Origin of the sequence: Hymenobacter daecheongensis DSM 21074, assembly GCF_900141805.1 — a bacterium.
Taxonomy (GTDB): Bacteria; Bacteroidota; Bacteroidia; order Cytophagales; family Hymenobacteraceae; genus Hymenobacter; species Hymenobacter daecheongensis.
The window spans coordinates 380,521-405,677 of sequence record NZ_FQYN01000001.1 but is presented as its reverse complement, the minus strand read 5'-3'; the positions used below and the strand labels follow the sequence as shown (position 1 = coordinate 405,677).

At 63.5% G+C, this 25,157-nt stretch carries 25 protein-coding genes; 6 read left to right on the top strand and 19 right to left on the bottom strand.

Features of this window, described 5'->3' with window-relative positions; genetic code table 11:
• Window positions 1–60: 60 nt before the first annotated feature.
• From BUB62_RS01725 to fdhD, 3 genes are all read right to left on the bottom strand, one after another.
• Entirely contained in the window at window positions 61–2,652 is a 2,592-nt protein-coding gene (locus tag BUB62_RS01725) for an FdhF/YdeP family oxidoreductase (protein WP_073105361.1), read from the bottom strand.
• Window positions 2,653–2,719: 67 nt separating this feature from the next.
• Window positions 2,720–3,043 carry a DUF7009 family protein gene (locus BUB62_RS01720; RefSeq protein ID WP_073105359.1) on the bottom strand — a complete coding sequence of 108 codons (324 nt, stop codon included), beginning with the start codon at window positions 3,041–3,043 and terminating at the stop codon, window positions 2,720–2,722.
• Between the two features lie 105 nt (window positions 3,044–3,148).
• Window positions 3,149–4,021, bottom strand: coding sequence for a formate dehydrogenase accessory sulfurtransferase FdhD (fdhD, locus tag BUB62_RS01715; protein ID WP_073105356.1), 873 nt, complete (start codon window positions 4,019–4,021; stop codon window positions 3,149–3,151).
• A 230-nt stretch (window positions 4,022–4,251) separates the two neighbouring features.
• Here fdhD and moeB point away from each other — a divergent pair, with 230 nt between their 5' ends.
• Complete coding sequence (gene moeB / locus BUB62_RS01710; RefSeq protein ID WP_073105353.1) at window positions 4,252–5,370, top strand: HesA/MoeB/ThiF family protein; 1,119 nt, start codon at window positions 4,252–4,254, stop codon at window positions 5,368–5,370.
• 25 nt (window positions 5,371–5,395) lie between these two features.
• Here moeB and BUB62_RS01705 read toward each other — a convergent pair whose 3' ends face one another.
• A complete protein-coding gene (locus BUB62_RS01705) occupies window positions 5,396–6,220 on the bottom strand; it encodes a DUF2490 domain-containing protein (protein WP_234988537.1) in 825 nt (274 codons plus the stop codon).
• On the bottom strand, window positions 6,220–7,032 hold the full coding sequence (locus tag BUB62_RS01700; protein ID WP_234988536.1) for a carbonic anhydrase: 813 nt from the start codon (window positions 7,030–7,032) through the stop codon (window positions 6,220–6,222). Before BUB62_RS01700 ends, BUB62_RS01705 begins: the two co-directional genes overlap by 1 nt.
• A gap of 157 nt (window positions 7,033–7,189) precedes the next feature.
• Between BUB62_RS01700 and BUB62_RS01695 the strand changes: the two genes are divergently transcribed.
• Entirely contained in the window at window positions 7,190–8,362 is a 1,173-nt protein-coding gene (locus BUB62_RS01695) for a putative sulfate/molybdate transporter (RefSeq protein WP_073105351.1), read from the top strand.
• Window positions 8,363–8,364: 2 nt separating this feature from the next.
• On the opposite strand, the gene BUB62_RS01690 is transcribed toward BUB62_RS01695, so the two are convergent.
• The 4 genes from BUB62_RS01690 to moaA form a co-directional block, all read right to left on the bottom strand.
• A complete protein-coding gene (locus BUB62_RS01690; RefSeq protein WP_084538741.1) occupies window positions 8,365–9,063 on the bottom strand; it encodes a ClpP family protease in 699 nt (232 codons plus the stop codon).
• 87 nt (window positions 9,064–9,150) lie between these two features.
• Window positions 9,151–9,468, bottom strand: coding sequence for a hypothetical protein (locus tag BUB62_RS01685; RefSeq protein WP_143163978.1), 318 nt, complete (start codon window positions 9,466–9,468; stop codon window positions 9,151–9,153).
• On the bottom strand, window positions 9,455–10,015 hold the full coding sequence (locus tag BUB62_RS01680) for an RNA polymerase sigma factor (RefSeq protein WP_073105342.1): 561 nt from the start codon (window positions 10,013–10,015) through the stop codon (window positions 9,455–9,457). Before BUB62_RS01680 ends, BUB62_RS01685 begins: the two co-directional genes overlap by 14 nt.
• 98 nt (window positions 10,016–10,113) lie before the next feature.
• Window positions 10,114–11,103, bottom strand: coding sequence for a GTP 3',8-cyclase MoaA (moaA, locus tag BUB62_RS01675; protein WP_073105972.1), 990 nt, complete (start codon window positions 11,101–11,103; stop codon window positions 10,114–10,116).
• A gap of 148 nt (window positions 11,104–11,251) precedes the next feature.
• Between moaA and BUB62_RS01670 the strand changes: the two genes are divergently transcribed.
• Together BUB62_RS01670 and BUB62_RS01665 are read left to right on the top strand one after the other, a co-directional pair.
• Window positions 11,252–11,494, top strand: a complete 243-nt coding sequence (locus BUB62_RS01670) for a MoaD/ThiS family protein (protein ID WP_073105339.1) — start codon at window positions 11,252–11,254, stop codon at window positions 11,492–11,494.
• Window positions 11,495–11,628: 134 nt separating this feature from the next.
• The gene (locus BUB62_RS01665) at window positions 11,629–12,045 is read left to right on the top strand and encodes a molybdenum cofactor biosynthesis protein MoaE (RefSeq protein ID WP_073105337.1); all 417 of its coding nucleotides are present in this window, start codon (window positions 11,629–11,631) and stop codon (window positions 12,043–12,045) included.
• 198 nt (window positions 12,046–12,243) lie between these two features.
• Here BUB62_RS01665 and BUB62_RS18685 read toward each other — a convergent pair whose 3' ends face one another.
• Window positions 12,244–13,431, bottom strand: a complete 1,188-nt coding sequence (locus tag BUB62_RS18685; RefSeq protein ID WP_084538740.1) for an NTP transferase domain-containing protein — start codon at window positions 13,429–13,431, stop codon at window positions 12,244–12,246.
• Entirely contained in the window at window positions 13,421–13,912 is a 492-nt protein-coding gene (gene moaC / locus BUB62_RS01655; RefSeq protein ID WP_073105335.1) for a cyclic pyranopterin monophosphate synthase MoaC, read from the bottom strand. The genes BUB62_RS18685 and moaC overlap by 11 nt, the downstream gene beginning before the upstream one ends.
• Before the next feature lie 251 nt (window positions 13,913–14,163).
• Here moaC and BUB62_RS01650 point away from each other — a divergent pair, with 251 nt between their 5' ends.
• Window positions 14,164–15,381, top strand: a complete 1,218-nt coding sequence (locus BUB62_RS01650; protein ID WP_073105332.1) for a molybdopterin molybdotransferase MoeA — start codon at window positions 14,164–14,166, stop codon at window positions 15,379–15,381.
• Between the two features lie 111 nt (window positions 15,382–15,492).
• Here BUB62_RS01650 and BUB62_RS01645 read toward each other — a convergent pair whose 3' ends face one another.
• The 7 genes from BUB62_RS01645 to BUB62_RS19475 all read right to left on the bottom strand — a co-directional run bounded on the left by BUB62_RS01645 (window position 15,493) and on the right by BUB62_RS19475 (window position 22,380).
• On the bottom strand, window positions 15,493–15,948 hold the full coding sequence (locus tag BUB62_RS01645; protein WP_073105329.1) for a putative signal transducing protein: 456 nt from the start codon (window positions 15,946–15,948) through the stop codon (window positions 15,493–15,495).
• 232 nt (window positions 15,949–16,180) lie between these two features.
• Window positions 16,181–17,722 carry an N-acetylmuramoyl-L-alanine amidase gene (locus BUB62_RS01640; RefSeq protein WP_143163977.1) on the bottom strand — a complete coding sequence of 514 codons (1,542 nt, stop codon included), beginning with the start codon at window positions 17,720–17,722 and terminating at the stop codon, window positions 16,181–16,183.
• 2 nt (window positions 17,723–17,724) lie between these two features.
• On the bottom strand, window positions 17,725–18,261 hold the full coding sequence (locus BUB62_RS01635) for a hypothetical protein (protein ID WP_073105327.1): 537 nt from the start codon (window positions 18,259–18,261) through the stop codon (window positions 17,725–17,727).
• Between the two features lie 53 nt (window positions 18,262–18,314).
• Complete coding sequence (locus BUB62_RS01630) at window positions 18,315–18,905, bottom strand: energy transducer TonB (RefSeq protein WP_073105324.1); 591 nt, start codon at window positions 18,903–18,905, stop codon at window positions 18,315–18,317.
• 269 nt (window positions 18,906–19,174) lie between these two features.
• Window positions 19,175–19,654, bottom strand: coding sequence for a tetratricopeptide repeat protein (locus tag BUB62_RS01625; protein WP_073105322.1), 480 nt, complete (start codon window positions 19,652–19,654; stop codon window positions 19,175–19,177).
• Between the two features lie 105 nt (window positions 19,655–19,759).
• Window positions 19,760–20,149, bottom strand: a complete 390-nt coding sequence (locus BUB62_RS01620; protein WP_073105319.1) for a response regulator — start codon at window positions 20,147–20,149, stop codon at window positions 19,760–19,762.
• Entirely contained in the window at window positions 20,146–22,380 is a 2,235-nt protein-coding gene (locus BUB62_RS19475; protein WP_234988522.1) for a sensor histidine kinase, read from the bottom strand. The genes BUB62_RS01620 and BUB62_RS19475 overlap by 4 nt, the downstream gene beginning before the upstream one ends.
• Window positions 22,381–22,693: 313 nt before the next feature.
• Between BUB62_RS19475 and BUB62_RS01610 the strand changes: the two genes are divergently transcribed.
• On the top strand, window positions 22,694–24,181 hold the full coding sequence (locus BUB62_RS01610) for a sensor histidine kinase (RefSeq protein WP_073105316.1): 1,488 nt from the start codon (window positions 22,694–22,696) through the stop codon (window positions 24,179–24,181).
• Window positions 24,182–24,192: 11 nt separating this feature from the next.
• On the opposite strand, the gene metF is transcribed toward BUB62_RS01610, so the two are convergent.
• Window positions 24,193–25,149: a methylenetetrahydrofolate reductase [NAD(P)H] gene (gene metF, locus BUB62_RS01605; RefSeq protein ID WP_073105314.1), complete on the bottom strand. Its 957-nt coding sequence runs from the start codon at window positions 25,147–25,149 to the stop codon at window positions 24,193–24,195.
• Window positions 25,150–25,157: the final 8 nt, after the last annotated feature.

Sequence of the window (25,157 nt, the reverse complement as noted above, 5' to 3'; positions counted from 1 at the left end):
TTGGTTCATTGTCCAGGACGGATTGCTTCGTCCTTTGCCCTCGCAATGACAAGGCTTGGCTTACGCCAATTCCCGGGCTTTCACCCGCGCCTCCAGCTCTTCCTGGGTGGCGTTGGCGGTTTTGGTGGGTACCACCGTCACCACCACGTATTTGGAAGTGGGCGTGTTGCTCACTTTGGCCACGCTGGCAATGGGCACCAGCGGGTTGGCCTCCGGGAAATACGCGGCCACGTTGCCTTTGGGAATATCGTAGGGCACGGCCACGAACTTCTCCACCGTGCGCTCTTCGCCCTCGAAGTGGCTGGTGATGTCAATCAGGCCCTGGGGCTTGATGCCGCGGGTGGCCATGTCCTGCACGTTCATAAACAGCACGCGCCGCTCGCCGTGAATGCCGCGGTAGCGGTCGTTGTACTCGTAGATGGTGGTGTTGAACTGGTCGTGGCTGCGCACGGTCATCAGCACCAGCTGGTCGGGCAGCAGCGTGTGCTTGTGCAGCTGGGTGGTAGTGAAGTTGGCCTTGCCGTTTTGGGTAGTGAATTTCCGTTCGCGTGGGCCGTTGGGCAGGTAGAAGCCGCCGGGCCGGCGCAGCTTCTGGTTGAAGTCCTCGAAGCCCGGAATCACGCGGCTGATATGGTCCCGAATCACGTCGTAATCCTCCGTCATGGCTACCCAGTCGGCGATGTTAGTTTTCGCGCCGAGCGTGGCAATGGCCATACCGCTGATGATGGCTACTTCGCTCATCATCTCGCCCGCCAGTGGCACCAGCACGCCCTTGTTCTGGCTCACCACGCCCATCGAGTTTTCGCACGAAGTCAGCTGCTGGCCTGAGCGCTGCATGTCGATGTCGGCGTGGGTGAAGCAGGGGAGCAGCAGGCTGGTTTTGCCCGTGGTGAGGTGGCCGCGGTTGAGCTTAGTGCCCACATATACCGTCAGGTTCTGCCGGCGCATGCCTTCGGCAATCAGCTCCGTATCGGGGCCAGCGGCCAGCAGGTTGCCACCCAGGCCAAAGTACACCTTGATGCGGCCATCGTGCATGCCCTTGATGGTTTCCACCACGTCGAGGCCGTCTTCGCGGGGGGCTTTGAAGCTGAATTCCTTTTCCAGCGCATCCAGAAAGCCCGAATGCACCCGCTCCCAGATGCCCATCGTCCGGTCGCCCTGCACGTTGGAGTGGCCGCGCACGGGGCAGGTGCCGGCCCCCGGCTTACCAATGGCCCCCTTCATCAACTGCAGGTTCACGATTTCCTGGATGGTCTGCACACCGTTGCGCTGCTGCGTAACGCCCATCGCCCAGCAGGTGATGATCTTCTGCTTGTTGGCCATAATGTTGGCCGCTTCCAGCAGCTGCGCCCGCGAAATGCCGCTGGCTTCCTCAATATCTTTCCAGCTGGTAGCCCGAATGTTCTGCTCAAACTCGGCGAAGCCCGTGGTGAACTTGTCCACGAAAGCGCGGTCTACTACCTGGCCGGGGTTGCGGTCCTCGGCCTCAAACAAATGCTTCATAATGCCGCGCAGCAGGGCCATGTCGCCATCTACGCGCACCTGCAGGTAAAGGTCCGTTATCGGCGTGCCGTCGCCCATCAGCGCGCCCAAAGCCCGCAGCGGGTTCATGAAATCCTGGGGGTTTTTGAAGGCCACCAGCCCGGCTTCAATCAGCGGGTTGATGCTGATGATCTTAGCCCCGTTGCGCTTGGCCTTCTGCAGCGCCGTGAGCATGCGCGGGTGGTTGGTGCCGGGGTTCTGACCGATAATGAGGATGACTTCGGCCTCGTGGATGTCGTTGAGCGTGACCGAGCCTTTGCCCAGGCCCAGCGTGGGGCTGAGGGCCGAGCCGCTGCTCTCGTGGCACATATTGGAGCAGTCGGGCAGGTTGTTGGTGCCAAACTGGCGCACAAACAGCTGGAACAGAAACGCCGGCTCGTTGGGCACCTTGCCCGAGGTATAAAACGCCGCCTCATCGGGCGACTTGAGGGCGTTCAGCTCCCGGGCAATGATGTCGAAGGCCTCGGGCCACGCGATGGGGGAGTAGTGGTTGTCGCCGGGGCGCTTCACCATGGGGTGCGTGAGGCGGCCGGCGTTGTTCTGGTCGCGGTCGGTCATGCGCGAAAGCTCGGCCAGACTGTGGCGGGCAAAGAACTCGGGGCCGGCGGCGCGGTCATCGGCATCGGAGGCAGCGGCTTTCGCGCCGTTTTCGCAGAACTCGGCCACCGAGCGGTGATGGTCGGGGTCGGGCCAGGCGCAGCTGGAGCAGTCGAAGCCGTCGGTCTGGTTCATGCTCAGCAGCGCCTTCGAGCCGCGCCCCACGCCGCCCTCGCCCCAGCTGAACTGCATCGATTTGAGCACCGCCGTGACCCCGGCGGCCACTTTGGCCCGCTCTTCCAGCCGCAAACCGGTCAGGGCCTCCGGGGGCTGAGCCAGGATGGGGTGCAGGAACTTGGCGTTGGCCGTTTCGGGGGCGGGAATGTGGTGTTTGGGCACGTCGGCGCTGGCTTCGTGACTGGATTTGGTGGACTTGTCGGCGTTGGGAATCTCGTAGTCGGCCACGGGGGCGGTGCCCTGGTCGGGCCGCTCGCCGCTTTGGGGGGCCTGGCTGGCGGCCTGCTCGTGCTGCTTACCGGCTTTGCTCGGATCGGTGACGGGGGAATCTTCCATAATATTGATCGGTAAGAGCGTGGGTAAAGAGAATTCGAAACAGCAGACGCAGCCGGCGCGGGCGGGCTCAGTGCCGACAGTCGAGGTCCTTTTCAACCAGAATACGCAGCGGCTGGTTTTCGGCTACCATAAGCGTGGCGGTCAGGCCGTTTTCGTCGGTAGTGGTCCAGTGGTTGGCCAGCGCGGCGGGTACTTTTACGGTAATGGTGCCCGCCCCGCCGCTCACCCGCAGCTCGCCCGCTTCAACCCGCTCCAGCGCGTAGGTGAGGCTTTCGGCGGCCGTCGGCCCCAGCGAAACCACCACCGCCACCCGGCCGGTTTCGGCAAACTGCCGCACCTCCGCCTCGGAAAGCCGCAGCCGCAGCGAGTTGACTTCAAAGCGCAGCTTCATCGGGGGAATTATAGATGTTGATTGGTGAAGGTTGAATTATGAATTGAAGATTACGCATAACGACAGCAAGAAGTGGCTCAGCCTTCGCCATTAAAAATTCAACCTTCACAATTCAACATTTCCCAAAATCCGCCACCCGCCGCAGTAGATGTTGTAGCGCTGCTGGCGCACGAAGCCCAGCAGCGTCATGCCGAAATTGGTGGCGGCCTGCACGGCCAGACTGCTGGGGGCCCCCACGGCGGCCATAATCGGGATGCCCGCCACGGCCGCTTTCTGCACCAGCTCGAAAGAAGCCCGCCCGCTCACCAGCAAAATATGCCGGTGCAGCGGCAGCTCCCCGGCCAGCAGCGCCGCCCCGATTACCTTGTCCAGGGCATTGTGGCGGCCCACGTCTTCGCGCAGCAGCAGCAGCTCGCCGGTGGGCGAAAACAGGGCCGCCGCGTGCAGGCCGCCGGTTTGCTCAAACAGCGCCTGCGCCGCCCGCTGCCGCTCCGGCAACTCATGAATCAGGGCGGCCGGCACATGTGGTCCGTCGGTGGGCAGCACCGGGCAGGCGGCGGCGTGCACCGCATCGATGCTGGTTTTGCCGCACACCCCGCAGCTGCTGCTGGTATAGAAATTGCGCTCCAGGCGCGGCAAATCCAGGGGCAGGCCCGCGGCCAGCTCGGCCCGCACCACGTTTTCGCGCTCCTCTTCCTTCTGCACGTCGGGGCAGTACAGAATGCCGGTCAGGTCGGCGCGGCTGCGGATGAGGCCTTCGGTGAGCAGAAAGCCGGCCGTCAGCTCGAAGTCGTGGCCAGGCGTGCGCATAGTGACGGACAGCGGCCGCTGCTCCCGCTGCCCGGCCGGCCCGTAGCCCAGCCGGATTTCCAGCGGCTCCTCCACCGCCAGCACATCGGCGGCCTCGCGCATTTCCGCGCCCGCCACCTTCTGCACGGCGGCATATTCGTAGCTGGTAGGAGGCAGGAAGGGATTCAATTAAGAATTGATAATTAAGAATTACAAATTCAGCAGTAGCCAGGATGTGGGTTGCTGGCATGGTGGGCATACGGCGCGGCCATACGCGCGGCCGAAGCTCCGCGGGGCAAGCTGTCGGTCCGGAACCGCGCCTTGTTTTAACTTTCAATCCTAGCAGTAAGTTTAACCCTGAGTCGGCAGCCACTCCTAGCCAATTCTTAATTTTTAATTCTCAATTTTTAATTGAAAAAATGCTTACCACCGAAGAACGCCAGCGCTACCGCCGCCATTTGCAGTTGCCCGAAATTGGCGAAGCCGGCCAGGAAAAGCTGAAAGCGGCCCGCGTGCTGGTGGTGGGCGCGGGCGGGCTGGGCTGCCCGGTGCTGCAGTACCTGGCCGCCGCCGGCGTGGGCACGCTGGGCATTGCCGATGGCGACCAGGTGGAAATCAGCAACCTGCAGCGCCAGATTCTGTACGGTCCCGCCGACCTGGGCCACAACAAAGCGGAAGCCGCCGGCCGCGCCGTGCAGCGTCTCAACCCGCTGGTGCACTGCCAGCTGCACCCGCACCGCATCGGCCACGCCGCCGTGCGCGAGCTGGTTTCGCGCTACGATGTGGTGGTAGATGGCTCCGACAATTTCCCGACCCGCTACCTGCTCAACGATGCCTGCGTGAGCACCGGCCGGCCGCTGGTTTCGGGGGCCATCTATAAGTTTGAGGGCCAGGTTTCGGTGTTCAACTACGCGGGTGGCCCCAGCTACCGCTGCCTGTTCCCCACGCCGCCATCCGCCACCGAGGCTCCCAGCTGCGACGCTACCGGCGTGCTGGGCGTGCTGCCCGGCCTCATCGGCTGCGCCCAGGCCACTGAGGTGCTCAAAGTAATTCTGGGCCTGGGCGAGGTGCTCAGCGGCCGGCTCTGGGTGTTCGATGCGCTGTCTTTTCAGACGCGCATTCTGCGGTTTCCGCGCCATGCCGCGCGGGCCCGCCTCGACCTCGACACCGCTCCTGCCGCCGACTATGCCGAGCTGTGCCAGCCCGATGGCCTCACTATTTCGGTGGCGGCTCTGCGGCAGGCCTTGGATTCGGAACAGGCCCCGTTTCTGCTGGATGTGCGCGAGCCCGACGAGTACGCCGAGCACCACTTGCCGGGCGCTACGCTGCTGCCGCTGGGCAGCCTGACGCAGGGCGCGGCGGCTATTCCGCGCCATCATCCGGTGGTGGTGTATTGCCGCTCGGGAGCCCGCAGCGCCCGTGCCGTAGAGCAGCTGCAAACCACGTATGGCTTCACCAACCTGCTGAATCTGGAGGGTGGTCTGCTGGCCTGGCTACACAGTGAAGCCGCCGCCCCCGACCCGCTTTCGGCGGGCTAGGCGCGGCGGCTTCATCCTGGGGCGGCTAACTCCCCGGCACCGGGACGGGCTTGCGCAGGTCCAGGTTCACGACGGTATTGACAATGAAACCGTTGTTGCGCTGAAACACGTTGCGCCCTTCTATCTCGCGGGGCAGTTGCAGACGCTGCTGAAAGAAGCCGCCCTCCAGCCGCACCTTGGGCCCGAACCGGTAGCCCAGCAGCAAGGCCAGCCGGTTCTGGTCGAACACATTCTCGTTCACGTTGCGCCCGAAACCCAGGAAGATTTCGTTGTAGGCAGCGGCATACGGCCCCCGGTTCGTCGGGTTGGGCGCGTAAAGCGGCACCTGCACGCGGGCCATGTAGCGCGCCCGATTCACGTACACCCACTCGTCGGGGCGGGTGCTGGCGGCGCTCAGGTAGCGCCCGAAATAGCGCTGCTCCAGCATGAAGCGGTGGCTGACTTCCACGCGGCCGATGGGGTTGTTGAGGGTGGCCATCTGGTAGAGCCGGTGCTCGGCAAACTGCCGACCCGCGCCCTGAATAGGGTAGTCGCCGTACGGAAACGTCTCAATCCAGGCGTAGCCGAGGCGCACCGTGAGCTTGTCATTGACCTGGTAGTTGAGGCCGGTGCGCAGCAGACTTTGCTGCCAGCGCGCCAGCCCCTCGTCGCGGCGGAACTGGTACTCCAGGTGCCCGCTCCAGCGCTCGGCGAAGCGCAGCGTAGTGGTATTGGTGAGCCAACCGATGGTGTTGCGGTCAATCAGCCGCGTGTTTTGGGCCGCGGCCGGCAGCGCCGCCAGCAGCCCAGCCGCCATCAGCGCGCGGCCAGCCCAATGGGCCAGCCGCGCCGGCATAAACCTACGCCGCATTACTTGGTGGCTGGTTTGGTGGGAGCCGCCGAGGCGCGAGACACGGGCAGGTTTTGCATCGTTTCCGGCAAAAACTCCACTTTGCCCGTGCCCAGGTTATACACGGCACCCACAATCAGGATTTCGCCGTCACGGTACTTTTTGGCCAGCACCGGCTCCAGGTCGCGCAGCTCGTTCACCTGGTCGAGAACATTCTGGCGGATGGTGTTGTCCAGTCGGTCGCCGGGCATGGTTTTGGTTTTTTCAGCCGCCGGCTTTATGCTGTTCACCAGCGTGATGATGTGACCCGGCACGTCGGGGCGGTTGATGGCGGCACTTACGGCCCCGCAGCTCTGGTGGCCCAGCACCACAATCAGCTTCGCGCCCAGCGCCCACGAGGCAAACTCGATGCTGCCGTATGATGCCGCTGCCATCACCTGTCCGGCCGTACGAACGATGAACAGGTCGCCCACGCCCTGATCGAAGATGATTTCATTGGGCACCCGGCTGTCAGAGCAGCCTACGATGGTGGCAAACGGCTTCTGGCCTTTCTCGGTCTTGGTGAGGGTGGCCTGGTCCTGGCGCGGCCTAATACTCTTGTTCTCCACGAAGCGGCGGTTGCCGCCCACTAGGTTGCGCAAGGCCACGTGGGGGTTGGCGTAAGCTGAGTCGCGGTCTACGATGTAGTGTTCGGTGCGCCACTGCGGCGAATCCAGAGAAGCCGCTTTGGCGGCCTTGGCAGGTCTGCCGGCCGGGCGGCGGGTTTGGGCCTGGGCCGTCGTACTGAGCCAGCCCACCAGAGCCAGCAGCAGAAGCACTTTATTGCGTATCATGAGAAGAGGAAGAAGTGGGTTGCAGTCTCTGATTACGAATAAAAGCAAAAAAATTGAATATTGCTATGTTCATTAAAAGTATAACTATTGCAAATAATAGTTTAGATGATATCTACCGCTTTCGAGCTTCCACTTATTTTCGCTTTTTAATCTGCTCATGCCCGTAGCCACCCCCCCAGTTTCCCTGCGCCCCCGCCCCCGCATCCGCTTCGACCGCAACGAGCTGGCCGGCGCATTCGGCGACTTGGGTACCGACCTGCCGCTGCTCATCGGCATCATCGCCGCCTCGGGCCTCGATAGTGCCGGGGTGCTGGTGGTGTTTGGGCTTATGCAGGTGTTTTCGGGCGTGTGGTATGGCATGCCCATGCCGGTGCAGCCGCTCAAGGCGTTTGCCGCCCTAGTCATTGCCCAGAAGATTCCGGGGCGCGTCATTTTCGGCGGCGGGCTGGCCATCGGGCTGAGTATGCTGGTGCTGGCCGCCACCGGCCTCATTGATGCGCTGGCCCGCCTGATTCCGAAGCCCGTCATTCGGGGCATTCAGTTTGGGCTGGCGCTGCAGCTGGCCACGCTGGCCCTGAAAGAATACGTGCCCGCCGACGGCCTGCCCGGCTTCGCGCTGGCCGCCGCCGCCTTCCTGATTACGGTGGTGCTGCTCGGCAACCGCCGCTGGCCCGCCGCCCTCGTCGTCATTGCCCTGGGCGTGGCGTATGCCTTGCTCTTCAAGCTCGACCTCGCCACGGCCCAGAAAGCCGTGGGCCTGCACCTGCCCGGCTTCCACATTCCGCAGCGGGCCGATATCCTGACCGGGGCCGTGCTGCTGGCGCTGCCCCAGATTCCGCTGTCGCTCGGCAACTCCATTCTGGCCACCAAGCAAGTACTGGCCGACCACTTTCCGGAGCGCAACATCACCGTGCGCCAGATCAGCCTCACCTACGCCTGCATGAATCTGGTGGCCCCATTTTTCGGCGGCTTTCCGGTGTGCCACGGCTCGGGCGGCCTGGTGGGGCACTATGCCTTCGGAGCCCGCACCGGGGGCTCGGTGGTGCTGTATGGAATGCTGTTTCTGGTGCTGGGGCTGTTTTTCAGCCAGGGCTTCGCCGAAGTAGTCCAGATTTTCCCGCTCCCAATTCTGGGCGTGCTGCTGCTGTTTGAGGCTCTCACGCTGGCCGCCCTGCTGCGCGATATTACTTCTTCCCGAGCCGACCTGACGGTGGCGCTGCTGGTGGGCCTGCTGTGCGCGGGGCTGCCGTATGGCTATCTGGTGGGGCTGGTGGTGGGCACGGCAGTGTATTATGCCATGCGGCGCGGCTGGGTGGGACTGGGCAAGTAGGGTTACACTGGTTTCTGCTCCAATACCTCATCAATCAGCCCATACTCTTTGGCTTCATCCGCCCGCATCCAGTGGTCCCGGTCAGAGTCGTCGTGGATCTGCTGGTAGGTTTTGCCGGTGCGGTCGGCGTAGATCTGGTACAGCTCCTGGCGCAGCTTCACCACTTCGCGGGCCGTTATTTCAATGTCCGCTGAAGGGCCCTGCACGCCGCCGGACGGCTGATGAATCATGACGCGGGCGTGAGGTAGGGCTGAGCGTTTGCCGATGGCCCCACCGCAGAGCAGAAAAGCGCCCATCGAAGCGGCCAGCCCCGTGCAGATGGTGGCCACATCGGGCCCTACGTGCTGCATGGTGTCATAAATGCCGAGCCCGGCATACACTGAGCCACCGGGCGAGTTGATGTAGAGCAGAATATCCTTCTTGGCATCGGCCGACTCCAGAAACAGCAGCTGGGCCGTGATGATGTTGCCGATCTGATCATCGACGGCCATGCCTAGGAATACGATGCGGTCCATAATGAGGCGGGAGAATACGTCGATTTCGGCGAAGCGCGTGGGGCGCTCCTCTATTACGGAGCGGGTCATGCCCGTCACATCGGGCCGGGCGCGGCCTTCTACGTGGTGCAGGTATTGATCGACGGCCAGCCCGTTCAGGCCCTGGCCCTGCACGGCGAACTTGCGGAATTCTCGGGAGGTAAGCATAGGGAGAGAGTTGAAAAAAGGCATGAGGATTTCAGCCTGCTCACTAATAGAGCAGGGAAGCAATGAGAAAAGCAGGTTGGAAAGCGGCTACCTGCCCGGCAGCAGCCGGAGCGTGCGGCGCAGCACGTCGGTGGCGGCCTGCAGCCAGCCGCGCCGCCGGGCGGAGTGCTGCAGCCGGGCGTGAATCTGGTCCAGCTCCCAGCGAAGCTGCTGGCGGCCGGCCTGGTATAAGCCCTGGTAGAGTTGGCGCTGGATTTCGGTGTCGGCGGCCAGCTCCGCATCAACTAGCTGCTGCGTGCGCCAGTCGGCGGCTTCGGCGGGCGTTGGGTGGCCCAGCAGGTGGTGCTCAATCCAGTGCAGGCGGTGCAGGTCGGGGCGCATGGCGGTGGGGCTAGGCGTGGGCAAAGGCTTCCGACAGCGCCGCCCGCACCGATTTGCGCAGGCGCTCCAGGCACTTAAACTTCTGCACCGTGGCCGAGCGCACACTCGCGTAGTGGTGGGTGCTGGCAATCTGCTCCAGCGGCTGCTGGAAGTAGTAGAAGGCCAGCAGTACGCTTTTGCACCGCTCCCCAAGCTGCTCCACGTACGTCAGCACGGCCAGCGAGTCCGGAGTGTCGGCGGTGGGTTCCGCATCAGCTACCTGCTGGGTATGCTCGTCGGTGAGGTCGGTGAGGGGCAGCCGGGCCCGGCGGGTCAATTCGCGGTGCCACAGGTTGCGGCATACACCCAGCAAATAGGTGCTGACCGAGGCCGACAGCACAAAGCTCTCCTGCACGGCCTTTTCATAAAAGACAACCACCGCATCCTGAAATACATCCTTCGCCTCGTGGGCCGTGCCGCCGTGCTGCACAACATAGTGGCGCACCAGCGGAAACGCCCGCTGATAAATCCGCGTCAGGGTCTGCTCGCGGTCAGTGAGTAGCGCGTGCCGGAGTGAGGCAGTAATTTCCATAGAGCAAAAGCAGGAGGGATGTTGGGACAAGCAGGCTTCTGGAAGTTAATCCGAATTCTGCGCAACTATCACCCAACCCCGCCGAAAAAAAAGCTGCCTTACCCCCCAATCGTGCTCATCGACTCGAAGCTGAGCTGGTGCACCGGCCGCTGGCGCTCGGCCTCGAAGCCGTTGGCAGCCCGGTTGCGGAAGGCGTGGGTCAGGGCGGCCGTTACCTCGGCGTCCGTGGAGCCGCCGCGCAGCAGGGCCCGCACGTCGAGCACACCCTGGTCGTAGAGGCAGGTTTTGAGGCCGCCTTCGGCCGTGAGGCGCAGGCGGTTGCAGGTGCCGCAGAAGGTGCGCGAATACGCCGCAATAATGCCCACCGTGCCCAGGTGGCCCGCAATGCTGTATTCGGAAGCCGTGGCCCCGTAAGGCTGCGCGATGGGCATGAGCGCCCCCAGATGCTGCTCCAGATGCTCGCGGATGCGCACATGGCTCCACGGAATCTGGATGGCGCCGTGGCTGCCGCCGTTGAAGGGCATTTCCTCGATGAAGCGCACATCTACCGGCAACTCGCGGGTCAGCTCGGCCAGGGGCACCAGGTCCTGGGTATTCTGCCCGTCCATCACCACGGCGTTGATTTTGACCCGAATACCGGCGGCCAGCAGGGCATAAAACGTATCCAGCACCCGCGGCAGTTCGTCGCGGCGCGTGATGGCGGCGAACCGGGCCCGATCCAGCGTGTCGAGGCTCAGATTGACGGTGCGCACGCCCAGGTGCACCAGCTCCGGAATGTGGGGCGCAGTGAGTACGCCGTTGGTCGTCAGACTGATATCCTGGATGCCCGGAATCTGGCTGAGGCGGCCGATGAAGGGCACCAGGTCGCGGCGCACGAACGGCTCGCCGCCGGTGAGGCGAACCTTGCGTACGCCCAGCCCGGCCAGTAGTGCCACCACCCGCTCCATCTCCTCATAGGTCAGCAGCTCGCGCTTGGGCAGGTACTGAATGCCTTCTTCGGGCATGCAGTAGAAGCAGCGCAGATTGCAGCGGTCCGTCACGGCCAGGCGCACGTATTCGAGCGGGCGGCCGTGGTTATCGAACAGCACGGAGGGAGCAGCAGACATAGGGTGGTAAAAGATAGATTAGTGCCTCAACGGAAACAGCGGCCCCAGGGGTTCAGAACAAAAAACGGCACCTTCGCCTTTCTGTTCCGGCCGGAGCCCGTATAACCGCCTCCGGAGGCTGAATAAACAAATGAAACTGAAAATTGCTCTTTTTGGCATCGCCAAAGAAATCGTGGGTAGCTCCCAGCTGGAACTGGAAGCGCCCGAGCGCCAGTCGGTGGCCGACCTAATAGCCCAGCTACGCGCCCAATACCCGGCGCTGAATGCGCTGACCAGCTTCGCCGTGGCCGTAAACAGCGAGTACGCCCCCGAAGACTACTGCCTGCGGGAAAACGACGAAATAGCCCTCATTCCGCCCGTCAGCGGCGGATAGCGTACGCGCCCCCTGTCATCCTGAGCTTGCGAGGGACCTTGTCACGCAAGAACGAGTCGTTGTTATAAGTGTCGTTCTTGCGTGATAAGGTCTTTCGCAAGCTCAGGATGACAAGGAGTTAAAAACTGCTTTTCATGAATATACATCTTACCGACCAGCCCATCGATGTGGCGGCCGTGCTGGCTTCCGTGCAGGATGAGGGCGCGGGCGCCGTCAATACCTTTATCGGCACCGTGCGCAACCAGAGCACCGGCCGCCGCGTGGTGCGCCTCGACTACGAAGCCTACGACGCTATGGCCGTGCACCAGATGCGCCGCGTGGCCGAGCAGGCCCGCGAAAAGTGGCCTATGCTCTGCCAGGTGGCCATTATCCACCGCAAAGGCCGCCTCGAAATCGGCGATGTAGCCGTGGTAGTAGCCGTATCTACGCCCCATCGCGCCGACTCTTTCGCCGCCTGCCAGTACATTATTGATACGATTAAGCAAGTGGTGCCTATCTGGAAAAAGGAGGAGTATGAGGACGGTTCTGTGTGGGTAGCCGCGCACCCGTAGCGAGCTAAAAGCTAGAGCTACAGCTAAGCTCCCCTCCTTTTTTCAAGGAGGGGTTGGGGGTGGTTCAACTAGAGGTATAAAATTGTTGAACAGCTTTTTAGAGCTAACTAATCGTTCAACGACTTTCTAGCTCTAGCAACCACCCCCAACCCCTCCTTGAAAAAAGGAGGGGAGCTAATTCTAACTCTAACTCTAACCCTAATCCTTAGTACCCAATTCCTGCCACGCCACTTCCGCCTCCTCTGGCGTATTCACATTGCGCAGCTCGTTGGGGTCAGGAGCAGCGAGCAGTTCAACATCAGAGTTAATCAGCGCCTTGCGCGGGCAGGAGTAGCCCAGGCCCAGAAACCGCAGCAGCACGCCGTAGCTGCGCGGCTCCCAGATCGTAATCAGCGGCTCGGGAAACTCGTTTTCAGGGCTTTGGAAGGCGGTGGCGACTTTCGCGCTGTTGCGGTGCTGCACCAAGTGGCGTAGCGTGGCTTCGGAGAGAAAGGGCAGGTCGCAGGCCACTACCAGCCAGGCGGCGTTGGGGTCAGTCTGCAGGGCGCTGAGGATGCCGCCCAGCGGGCCTAGGTGCAGAAATCGGTCGGGCAATGGGAGCAGGCCGGCGGGCAGGTCGGCCACCTGGTCGGGGCGGCAGGAAACGTGCACGTCGGTGCAGACGTTGGCCAGCAAGCTGGCGGCGTATTCGCGCTGCTCCTGGCCGTGGTAGCGCAGGCGGCCCTTGTCGGTTTGCATGCGCTGGCTCTGGCCGCCGGCCAGCACCAGGCCGCGCAACGGCGGCTGGTGCAGCTGCCACCACTGCCGAATGAAGGCCGCAATGGCCGCCGTATCATACAGGAGCAGGGCCGGAATCTGGCCTTTCTGGGCGAAATGCGCCAGCAGATACGCGGGCATCTCCCGCACGCCTTCGGGTAGCAGAATCAGCTGCACATCGGTGAGACGGTCGAGCTTGCGGTCCAGCGGCTTGGCCGGGTCCAGAATGATGATCTGCTGTTGGGCGCGAAAGTGGTTGCCATTCACCAGCACTAGGCTCTGGTGGGCCAGCAGCTCTTTTTGGGCGAAGCCATCCAGCTCCCGGCGCTCGTCGAGGCGGCGAAATGTGATTTTATCGGTTAGCTCAGCGCTGGCTCCGGCCAGCATGATGGAGCTGGCCCCGCCCGCGCCGCCTTCGGCGGCGTCGTCGCCGGCGGCGTGGTCGGCATCGACGTAGCCAATGCTCAGGGCGGGCGTCAGCAGAGGCAACAGGCGCGTCACCAAGTCCTTGATTTTGCCGCAGGGAGCCCCCAGAATGGCCAGCTCGTGGCGGCCGAACTCGCCCACGGCGGGGCGCACGAGGGCGGCGTGCTTGGTGCGCCTGGGTTGGCTGGCGTCGTTAGTCGGCATGGTGAAAGTCGTTTTTGCCGCCGGTTTTGTCCAGCAGGCGGGTTTCCTGAATCACGATATCGTGCGACAGCGCCTTGCACATATCATATACCGTGAGGGCGGCCACGCTGGCCCCGGTGAGGGCCTCCATCTCCACGCCGGTTTTGCCGGTTACGGTGGCGGTGCAGATGATGTGGATGGCGTCGGGCTCCTGCACCTCAATCTGAATCTGACAGTCGTCGAGGCCCAGCGGGTGGCAGAGCGGAATCAGGTCGGCAGTTTTTTTGGCGGCCATGATGCCGGCCAGAATGGCGGTCTGAAACACCGGGCCTTTGCGCGTGGGCAGGTCGCCGGCCTGCACCAGCTTCAGAATTTCGGCCCCCAGCACCACGCGGCTGCGGGCGCGGGCCATGCGGCGGGTCGGGGTTTTGGCGCCCACATCGACCATGGCGGGCTGGCCGGCGGCGTTGAGGTGGGTGAAGGTAGAAGCGAGGTCGGACATAGGGAAAGGGTATAGCGGAAAAGCGCAGGGCCGGGGCAAAAGTTGCAGAAAGCCCCGGGATTTCGCCTGCAAAGGGCTTTGAACGGTTGTAGAGACGCGACCCTTCGCGTCTCAATCGTTGCTGATGTTGTTATAAATACCTACTGGCGCGGCTCCAGTCGTTCAACGCCAAGACGCGAAGTATCGCGTCTCTACAACCGTTCGGACTTACTTTGCGCCGTCCTTCTCCCGCGCTTCCAACCCCGCTGCTCATGATTTCTGTCGAAGAAGCCTCGCGCCTCGTGCGGGCCACCGCCCGCCCGCTGCCGTCCGAAACCATTGCGCTGACGGCCGCTACCGGCCGCGTGCTGCAGCAGCCCCTCTACGCCGACCGCGACTTTCCGCCCTTCAACCGGGTGGCAATGGACGGCATTGCTCTGAGTTTCGCGGCCATAGCCGCCGGCCAGACCGATTTCCCCATCGAGGCCACCCAGCTGGCCGGCACTGCGCCCCAGCCGCTGCGCAATGCGCTGGCTGCCATTGAGATAATGACCGGTGCCATGCTGCCGCCCGGCACCGATGTGGTGGTGCGCTACGAAGACTTAGAGTTTCACGAAGCCAATGGCCAGCGCATTGCCCGCGTGCAGGTGCCGCCGCCGGCCGCCGGCCACAACATCCATCACCAGGCCGCCGACCGCCAGCAGGGCGACCTGCTGCTGCCCGCCGGCACGCGCCTGGGCCCCGCCGAAATAGCCGTGGCCGCCACCGTGGGCGCGGCCGTGGTGCCGGTAGCCCGCCCGCTGCGCGTGGCCGTGGTGAGCACCGGCGACGAGCTGGTGGAGCTGACCCAGACGCCGCTGCCCCACCAGATTCGGCGCTCCAATGCCTACATGTTGCGGGCCGCGCTGCTGGAAGCCGGGGCCGAAGGCGAGATTTTTCACTTCAACGACGACCAGCAAACCCTGCGCCAGGGCCTGCCGCCGCTGCTGGCCGGGTTCGATGCGCTGGTGTTGAGCGGGGGCGTATCCAAGGGGCAGGCCGATTTTCTGCCCGAAATTCTGCGGGAAGTGGGCGTAACGCAGATTTTTCATGAGGTGCAGCAGCGGCCGGGCAAGCCCTTCTGGTTTGGGCAGCAGGCCGGCGGCGCGGTGGTGTTTGCCCTACCCGGCAACCCGGTTTCTACTTTCGTCAATTTCTACCAATACGTGCGCCCCTGGCTGCGGCAGTGCCAGCAGCCCCAGGCCGTGCTGCCCCAGCTGATGGCGGTGCTGGCCGCCAGTTTCGCATTCAAGCCGCCCATGACGCATTTTTTGCCCGTGCGGCTGGAGGCTTCGCCCCACGGCCATCTGCTAGCGCACCCCCAGCCCGCCGGCGGCTCCGGCGACCTAGCCTCTCTGCTTCAGTGCGACGGTTTCCTGCGCCTGCCCCCCGAGCAGGAGCTATTCAAAGCCGGCGACGCCTTCCCACTCATCCGCTTTCGGGAATGGTGAGATAGTGAGATGGTGAAATGGTGAGTTTGATGTTCGATCTGCGCTAAATGCGCCGCTTGCGCCAGATGCGCCGCCAGAACATCAAACTCACCATTTCACCATTTCACTATCTCACCACTTCACCACCTCCGCACGCTTGAACTCGTGGCGGCAGTGGAAGCAGTGGTAGCGGTGGCCGCGCAGGGGATAGGCTAATAGCATAGAAAGCAGCAGCATAGGCCAGCTGTAGGTATTGCGCGTGGCCGGCCCGAACGCCACGTCGGTGGAGTCGCAGTTGGGGCAGTGCGGCACATCGGCGGCCGGGGCGTCGTCGGCGTGAGAGGCGTGCATGGGCACGGTTTCGTAGCGTAGGATTTCGGCGGCGGCGGCGGCATCCTGCTGGCGCACGTGCAGGCGCACGCCGCCCGAAGCCGGCCCGTAGAGCCGATTGAGCGAGACCAGGTTTTCGTTGGTCAGAAAGCACGGAATCTGCTCGGCCTCCAGGCGGCCTTTGGCTAGGTGCGCCGCAATGGGGTCGGCATACGATTCGAGCAGCACAATACGGTCTTCGGGCGGCTGGGTGGTCATGTCGGTATATTGGCAAGCAGGTGATAAATCAGGTGATAGATAATAAGTTGCGGTGCGTTTGACGACGAACGAAATGCGCTTTTGTCGGGCTGAAAAAAGTGCCTGTCAGGAAGCAGGTAGTTGGCTGTTTAGGTGGTGAGTCCCAGCCGGCAAGTTCCAAGCGGCAAGCTTACGGGGTATAGATCGGTTACTTAAAATTCTTCTCATGCAGCAGTCATCTCCTCTGCCTGCTTTAGTTGCGGGCGGGCTCGTGCAGCAGCCAGCCGCGCGGCCCCTTAGCCCGTGTCGCCTTCAGAAAATCTTCCAGCCCGGCCCGCAGCCGCTCGGCCAGCTGCTGTTGAAACTGCGGGTCCGTCAGCCGCTTTTCGTCCTCGGCATTCGACACAAATGCCGTTTCTACCAGCGCGTTGGGGTATTCGGTGGGGCCGTTCAGGCCGAAGTTGAAGCTGCCCACGTTGCCGAAGCCCTTGAGGCCAGTTGAGCGCATTTGCTCATACAGCGCCCACGCCAGCGGCCGAAACGCCACGTAGCGGTAGAAGGTGCTGGTGCCCTGCACCGCCGGGTTGGCCGAGGAGTTGGCGTGCAGGCTGATGAGCAGATCGGGGCGCAGCTGGCGCAGCAGCAGCACGCGGTAGCCGTTGTCTACCGTCGCGTCGGTTTCGCGGGTCATCAGCACGCGGGCCCCGGCTTTTTCCAGCTCGCGGCGCAGCTTCTGGGCAATGGCCAGCGTGAGGTCTTTTTCCTGAGTGCCGGCGGCGCTGGTGGCGCCCACGTTTTCGCCGCCGTGCCCGGCATCGAGGGCCACCGTGAGGCCGCGCAGGCGTAGGTTGGCCGGCGGGCGCTTCACTTTTATCACCAACGTATTGCCCCGGTAGCCAATGCTGTAGCCCCAGGCCTGAGCGTGGCGCAGCGGCAAAATGAGCCGGAACACATCAGGCTGCACTTGCTGATAATGCACGTCGCCCAGCTCCCGGATGCCGTCGCGCTGGGTTATCCAGTTGGTGTTGGAAGTGGCCCCGAATATGTCCACAACGAGCGTAGTGGGGTCAGTCAGCAGCTCGGAGCGGTAGGGTAGGCGGGCCGTGAGCGGCACCTGCACAGTGTCGTAGAGCGAGTCGCCGGCCACGCTCCAGGAGCCGGTGAGGGACGTGGGCACGAAGCCGCCGGGCGGCAGCAGGCGCACCACCTCCTGCGGCACCCAGGCCGTCTGGTTTTCGGCTAGGCGCACGCGGTACTGGCTGCCCACCATACCCGTGACGTGCAGCGTGACAAGCGAATCGAGGTAGCCCAGCTTGGCCCCGCCGAGCCGGTCTTCGCCCAGCCCGTAGTTCAGGTAGGCCAGCGGGCCCTTCGTGACGGCCAGCTGCGGCTCATCGGGGCTCAGAAACCGCACCCGCGAGCGGCTGCGGGCGGTGGCGCGGGTGCTGTCGGTGGGTAGCAGCAGCGCGAAGCTGATGGCACGGTTGCGCAGTGTATCGCCGGGCCGCACCACGTAGGTGCCCTGGTAGATGCCGCGCCGCCCGCCGGCCTGGGCCGGCGGCAGCTCCGTGAGCGGGTGCGTGCCCAAGAAAGTGGCCTGCCCGCCCGGCGTGCCTTGTAGCCGCACCTGCAGCCGGTCGCCGGGCTGCAGCCACTGGTTGGTGGCCGGCACGGTTTCGGCACTTTCGATGCGGCTCTGGGCGTGGGCCGGGCCGGCCAGGAGCAGCCAGCAAAGCCCGACCAGACGCAAAAAGCCCCGTGGGTGAAACGGGGCTTGGAGAGGAGCGAAGCGCACGGCTATTCTTTTACGGCCGCGCCGAGGTCTTTCACGTCGCGGCTGGTTTCCAGGGCCGTAAACTCGGTTTGCAGCGCCCGGATGTGCAGCTCGGCGCGGCCTTTCACATCGAGCCGGATAACGCGCAGGCGCTCATTCAGGCTCTTATAGATGGCCGTGGCGTAGTCCCAGTCGCGCTGGGTCCAGGTGCGGCGGCGCTGGCGCACCTGCTGCAAAAACTGCTTGTAGGCCGGCTCAATGGTGTCGGGCGTGAGCTGGTCGATGGCCGCGTACGGACCCAGCAGCTCGGCCGAGAAAGTGGCCAGGCTGGCATTGTCGAGCGGCTGACGGTTGCGCATTCGCGAAACGGAGTCGAAGCGGGCGGCGCGGTGGCCGGCGGTTTTTAGCTTGGACGCGGTCCGGTCTACCAGACTATCGAGGTTGCGGGCTTCCTGGCGCACAATTTCCTGCCGCTCGCGGGGCGTAGTGTCGCAGCTGACCAGGGCGAAGGCGGCCAGCAGCGCCGCCGACGGTACAAAAAACAGGCTGGGTCGTTTCATAGCCCGCGTGTACGTAATTCAGCCCCCGAGGATGTGGCCGGCCGCCCACCTGCCTACTGCGAAACCAGGGCCGGAGCCTGCAGCTTAAAGGTGAAGGGCAGCTCATACACGATGGGCACCGCGCGGCCGCCCTTGCGGGCCGGAATCCACTGGTTCGGGATTTTGCGGGCCACGCGCAGGGCTTCTTCGTCGCAGCCGCCGCCCACGCTCGTCAGCACCTTGTGGCCCGAGGCCTGGCCCAGCGTATCGATGGTGAGAGCCACTACCACGCGGCCCTGCAGGTTGCGGTCCTGGGCAGCTTTGGGGTATACCAGCTTGGTGGTGAAAGCCGCCAGGGCCGGGTCGCCGCCAATGAACAGCGGCGGCTGATCGACGCGGCTGCGCGTCCATTGGCCGGGCTGCACCTCCACCTCATACGGAATGTCTTCGATGGGCCGGTAAAAGAGCAGCTTGCGGGCCGTGTGGTCGTATTTCTGAATGGTGACCTGGCGGCCGTCGCGGGTGTGGGCGTAGTATTCCCAAACGCCGATTTTGGCGCCTTTCTCCACCATGCCGCTTTCATACTCGGTGGTGCGGGTGCGCTGGGCCAGGGAGCAGAGCGGCAGCAGGGTGGCCAACAGGCTAAGGGGTAGGAGTTTGTTCATAGTGCGGGGAATTTTGCGGAGTGGGAAAATCAGAAAGGGAAAAACTCAAGCCAGCGAAATTACTTGCGTTAATTGTGTCAGCTTCTGGTAAATAAAAAATTGATTAAATACAATTAATTGGAAATACCGACAAAACACATTCAAAATGCCATTTCCTCTGGTAAGCCGTGATAGACAAGTATATGCGAAGATACTAGCTAGTCGTAACTAAACCAACGGTCCGGAAAATTTACAACTATTTCACAATTGGCGCAAGCGCCTGCGCCGGCTCACAGCCCAAGGTCGTCGAGGCGGTCGTTCAGGTCGCGCAGCTGGGTTTGCAGGCCCGGCAGGTGCGGGCACAGCCGGGCCAGGCGCTGCAGCACGCGCAGGGCGCGGCGCTCGTCGCCGAGCATCTGCAGGATAGTGGCCCAGCCGGCCAGGGCCCCGAAATGGCGCGGCTCCCGGCGCAGGGTTTCGGCTATATCGAGCAGGGAGGCGCGGTACTCGCCGCGCAGGTAGTGGGCCGTGGCCCGCTTGTTCCAGCCCTCGGCAAAGTCGGGCCGGGCCCTGATGAGTTGGGTGAATTCGTGAATGGCGTGGGTGTAGTCGCCGGCGGCCAGGGTGCGCATGCCGGTTTCCAGCTGCTTGTCGAGGGCCGCGTCGCCGGTTTCCAGCCAGTGCTGCCAGATGGCGTGCTGCAGCGCCTCCACCTCGGCCGGGATGGTGGCAACGCGTAGCTGCGCAAACAGGTCGTTGAGCGAGGGCATAGCGGCAGATAGTCCAAAGTCAGATACTCGGCTCAACGAAGAACCCCGGCGGCGCGATGCCGCCCAAGCGCCGGAACGGCACTAGGGGCCCAGCCCGGCCGCGGCTTACAGGGCTAGCAGCAGCTTTTGGCGCAGCAGCGCAAAATCCAGCGGCTTCGACAACAGCTCATTGGCCCCCAACTGCCGGGCCGCGGCATGGCTTTGTGGGTCGCCGTAGGCCGTTATCATCATCACTAGCGGTGGCGGGTTGGGGCGGTCCTGCCTAATTTGGCGCAGCAGCTCCAGCCCGCTCATGCCCGGCATATTGATGTCGGAGAGAATGAGCACGACTTGGGAGTAGTGCGGCTCCTGCCCGAGGTAGCGCAGGGCCTCCTCGCCCGAAAAAGCGTAGCTGAACACCAGCTGCCCCTCCCGGATTTCGCGCCGGAAGCGCTGCTCAAACAGCAGGCGCACATCGGCCTCGTCATCAACAACCAGAATTTTTACAGCGCTCATACCGAAAAGGTTAGGGCCTGAAACTGTTCGTTTTCGGTGGGCAGGCTCACCGTAAACTCCGTGTAGTCGCCCTCCTGCGTGGCCACTGTGAGGGTGCCACCGTGGCCCTTGGTCACGATGTCGTAGCTCAGGGACAGGCCCAGGCCGGTGCCTTCGCCGGGCGGCTTGGTGGTGAAGAACGGTTGAAAGATTTTCTGGCGCACGGCGGCCGGAATGCCCAGGCCATTGTCGCGCACCCGAATGGCTACCCGGCCATCGGGCTGGCGCTGGGTGGTCACGCACACTTCGGGGCGGTAGCCGGGCTGGGCCAGCTTCTGCCGCTGCTGCACGGCATAAAAGGCATTGTTGAACAGATTCAGCAGCACCCGGCCCAGCTCTTGGGCGCTCACGGTTATGCGGCCCAGGCCTTGGTCGAATCGGGTGGTGAGGGTGGCGTTGAAATCGGGGTGCTTGGCGCGCAGGCCGTGGTAGGCCAGGCGCAGAAATTCGTCGGCCAGCGCGTTCAGGTCGGTGGGCTGCCGCTCGCCCCGACCAGCCCGCGAGTGCTGCAACATTCCCTTCACGATGCCATCGGCGCGCCGGCCGTGGTACGTGATGCGGTCCAGATCCTCGGTCAGCTCCTCCACCAGAGCGGTGGCACCCTGCTTTTCCTGGCCGGCCAGCGCCAGCAGCGGCCCTTCCTTCAGCTCCTTGAGCAGCTCCATGGCTACGTCGGCGAAGTTGGTGACAAAGTTGAGCGGGTTCTGAATCTCGTGGGCAATGCCGGCCGTTAGCTCGCCCAGCGAGGCCATCTTCTCGGCCTGGATGAGCTGGTGCTGGGCGTTTTGGAGGTTGGTGAGCGAGAGCTGCAGGGCGGCCGTGCGCTGCTGCACCAGCTGCTCCAGCGTTTCGTTTTGCCGGGCCAGCAGCTCCTGCTTTTCCTGCTGCTGGGCGCTGGTCTGGGCCGAAAGCCGCCGCACCTGGGCCAGCTTGATGGTCAGCAGCCGGCTATCGATGGCGAAGCGACGGGCCAGAAACAGCGAAATGGCCAGCACCGGGCTCAGAAAAGCCGGAAACGTGAGCAGCGTATGCACCGGAATGGAAAGCAGCTCGCGGCCCAGCACCTGCGGCTGAAACCGAGCCAGGTAGCCAAACGTGAGCAGCAGCAGCAGGGCCAGCCCGAAGCCGGCGGCTATGATGCCGGCGGCCCGCTTGGTCTGACGCAGGGCCCCCAGCGTGAGGCGCAGCTGCTCGGCCGTGACGAGCACCATAAACCCCACCGTCGGATACCAGCTCAGCCGGTTGCTGAACGTGAGCAGCAGCAGGCTGATGCCATTGGCGGCCCACAGCCCGTAGTAGATAAGGCCCCGGCGCACGCCAAACAGGCTATATAGCGCCCGCACCGCAAGAATGCCGCCGGTCTGCAGCGCCACATACGACAAAATATCCACGGCCAGGCGCACATCCATGCGGCGCACCTCATCCAGAAAGCCCGTGCAGCAGAAGCTGCAGGCCTGGGCCAGCGTGTAGAAGGCAAAGTAGAGGTTGGCCCGCTGAGCGGTATTGTATAAGTAGAAGGCCAAGTGCAGCATACTCAGGAGCAGAAACGCCCCGAACAGCAGCATATCGGCGGTTTTGTAGGTGGCCTCGTGCTGAAAGTTCTGCATGAGCTGCGGCACACCATCAAGGCGGGCCTGCAGCAGGAAAGGCACGAAAAAGTCGCTGAAGACGAAAAAGGGCGGCCATTGGGCCAAACGGATGGCCAGCACCTGCTCGGCCCCCTCGCCGAGACGCAGCTCGATAGGCTGCCCGTCGGGCCAGTAGGGCAACACTTGGCGCGGGTTGGGGCCGAGGGTGCCGTAGCGGCGCAGCAGGCGGCCATTGAAGTACACTTCGGAAGCCGCGTACTGAAAAATGCCCAGCGTGAGGGCCTGCCCGCGCAGGGCCGGCGCTACTCGGAAGCGCAGGCGCAGCCAGCCAATGCCGGCCCGCGGCACCTGCGGCAGCCGGCGCGGGCTCAGCCCAGGGTTGATGGGCTGCCACTGCCGGGCGTCGGCGGCGGTGGCAGTGGCGGGGAGGGCCCAGCGCGGGTCGTCGCCGGGGCGGTAAGTCCAGCCCTGGTCGAGCACGAGGCCGGTGGCGGGCATGTGCCTGAGCGTTGGCACCGGGGTGGGGCGGGCGGCCGCCGCCGACGGGGCCAAACAGGCCAGCAGCAGATACAGTAGCGCTTTCAGTGACCGGGAGCAAGTCATAATGCTTCTGACACGGGGGCAGGAACGGCCCGGCCCAAGCAGCCGACCCAGCTTTGTGGTACAGATAGATTGCGCCAGCGTGCCGCCAGCGACCAGCGGCCGGAGGCGGGCGGCCAGGCAGCCGGAGGAAGCGGCTACCCCCTAACGGCCGGCTAAGTATTATAAATATAGTGTTATTCTGTATAGATTTATTTCTAATAAAATTCCTTATACTTACTTATCCGGGCTGCCGCACCGGCCTCGGCCCGGCCCGGCAGCTCCCAAACTCAAGTGTGGCCGCGGCCGGTGCGGCTGCTCGTCCGTTTCGTTTGCTATGCTCACATCGCCCCGCGCTCCTGCCCACGACGCACGTACTTCGGCCGGCTGGTGGGCGGCGCTGGGGCGGCCGGTGCGGAGCGTCTGGCACCGCCTGATCAATATCGGGATGCAGCCCTCGCTCACGGTCTGGCAGTCGAAGCGGGTGCATCTGCTCAACGGAATCTGCTGCATCACCATTGCCATCTACACCGGCTACGTGGCGGTCTTTTGGAATTCGCCCGACTGGCTCACGTTCCGCATCTGCCTCTTTGGCGTGGCCTTCAACCTGCCCCCGCTGCTGCTCAACCATTACCGCCGCTACGACGCGGCGGCGTACTACATCATCCTGAGCGTCACGCTGCTGTGCTCGTTCATTGCCGTTGCTAGGCGCTACGATGGCGTGGAGTACTACCTTATTTCCAACAGCATTGTGGCCATGCTGTTCTTCCGCAGCTTCTGGAAAATAGCGCTGCTGTTTGGGGTGAATGTGGGGGCCTACTTCGCCGTGCGCTACGCCATGACGGTGGTCGAGCCGTTTTTATACATGCCCGACAGCGTGTATTTCTACAACGTGAACGTGTCGCTGTTTTTCATGACGCTGTTTCTTGTGGTGTATTATTTCCGGGCCGAGAATTTTCATCAGGAAGAGCTGCTGACGCGGCAGAATGAGTCGCTGGCGCAGTCGCTGGAGCACCTGCAGACCACGCAGGTGCAGCTGGTGCAGCAGGAAAAGCTGGCCTCGCTGGGGGCCCTCACGGCTGGCATTGCCCACGAGATTCAGAATCCGCTCAACTTCGTGGACAACTTCTCGGAGGTGGGCGTGGAGCTGGTGCAGGAGCTGCGCGACGAGCTACGGCCGGAGCAGCTGCCGGAGAAAAAGAAGGAAGCGGTAGCGCGGCTGCTCGATGATCTGACCCAGAGCCAGACCAAGGTGAACGAGCACGCCAGCCGGGCCAGCAACATCGTGAAAGATATGCTGCAGCACTCGCGGCCCAGCACCGGCAAGCGCCAGCCCACCAACCTAAACGCGCTGGCCGACGAGTACTTACGCCTGAGCTACCACGGCCTGCGCGCCAAAGACAAGAGCTTCAACGTGGCCCTCACCACCGATTTCAACCAGCACCTGGGGCCGGTGCTGGTAGTGCCCGAAGACATTGGGCGGGTGCTGCTGAACCTGTTCAACAACGCCTTTTATGCCGTGCGCCAGCAGGCCGCGCGCCTGCCCGCCGGCACCTACAAGCCGGTGGTGGCCGTGAGCACGCAGCGGGCGGGCCAGGGCGTGCTGCTGCGCGTGCGCGACAACGGCACGGGCATCGCCCCCGAGATTCTGGACAAGATCATGCACCCCTTTTTCACCACCAAGCCGCCCGGCGAAGGCACCGGCCTGGGCTTGTCTTTGAGCTACGACATCGTGACCAAGGGCCACGGCGGCACCCTCACGGTGAACTCCGTGCCAGGGCAATACAGCGAGTTCACGGTCTGGCTGCCGGAGTCGCTGGTGTAGCACCGCGCCGCCTAAAACAGCGCCGCCGCCACCCGCCGAATCGACTCGGACTTGCCCATGCTGTAGTAGTGCAGGCAGGGCACGCCGTGGGCCATCAGCTCCCGGCTCTGATTGATGCACCATTCGATGCCGATCTGGCGGGCAGCCTCGTTATCGGGGCACAGGCGCACGGCTTCGGCCAGCTCTTCGGGCAGGTTGAGATAGAAAGAACGGGGCAGCATCGTGAGCTGGCTTTTGGTCGTCAGGGGCTTCAAGCCAGGGATGATGGGCACCAGGATGCCGGCTTCGCGACAGCGCCGCTCAAAGCTGAAATACTGCTCGTTGTCGAAGAACATCTGGGTCACGATGTAGTCGGCCCCGCGGTCTACCTTGTGCTTGAGGTGGCGCAGGTCGGCGGCGTAGTTCGGCGACTCAAAGTGCTTTTCGGGGTAGCCGGCCGTGCCGATGCAGAAGTCGGTGGCCCAGGTGTCGTCCTGGCCCTCATCCAGATACTCGCCCTTGTTGAGGTTGGCCACCTGCCCGATCAGGTCGCAGGCGTAGCTATGGCCGTCGGGCTCGGGCTTGAAGTAGCCTTCGGATTTGATGGGGTCGCCGCGCAGGGCCAGCACGTTGTCGATACCCAGGAAGTTGAGGTCGATGAGGGCGTTTTCGGTTTCCTCCTTCGAGAAGCCCCCGCAGATGAGGTGGGGCACGGTATCCACGTCGAAGCGGTTTTTGATGGCCGCGCAGATGCCCACCGTGCCGGGCCGGCGGCGCACGGTTTTTTTTTCGAGCAGGCCGTTGGGGTGCTGGCGGTACACGTACTCCTCGCGGTGGTAGGTCACGTCGATAAATGGCGGCTTGAATTCCAGCAGCGGCTCGATATGGGAAAAGAGCGTGTGGATGTTTTCGCCCTTTTTGGGGGGCAGCACCTCGAAGGAAAAGAGCGTGCGGCCTGCGGCGCGGGTTAGGTGGTCGGTTACTTTCATATTGTTGC